The sequence below is a fragment of the Bacillus sp. GbtcB10 genome (assembly GCF_019091365.1).
GTDB classification, from domain to species: domain Bacteria; phylum Bacillota; class Bacilli; order Bacillales; family Bacillaceae; genus Bacillus; species Bacillus altitudinis.
This window is the reverse complement of record NZ_JAGXJP010000392.1, coordinates 1-236: the sequence shown is the minus strand read 5'-3', so window position 1 is coordinate 236 and position 236 is coordinate 1. Positions and strand designations below refer to the sequence as shown.

At 46.6% G+C, this 236-nt stretch carries 1 pseudogene; it reads left to right on the top strand.

The features are described 5' to 3' along the window. A pseudogene (locus KVT11_RS20610) lies at positions 1-236 on the top strand (condensation domain-containing protein); the annotation flags it as partial.

Below are 236 nucleotides of genomic sequence, written 5' to 3'. Positions count from 1 at the left end.
AGCTGACAGAAATTGAAGCACAGCCCCTTGCGCTAAATGAAGTGATAAAAGCCGACGTGACAACGGTCAAAGACGCAAGTGTTCAAGACGCTCTTGTCGCTTACGTCATTACAGATGCAGAAACGGCTGCTCTGAAAGAAAGCTTAAAGCGCATCGTGCCTGACAATATGGTGCCATCATGGAACATCAAGCTAGACCAAGTGCCGATGACTGTAAATGGCAAAGTCGATCTCAAA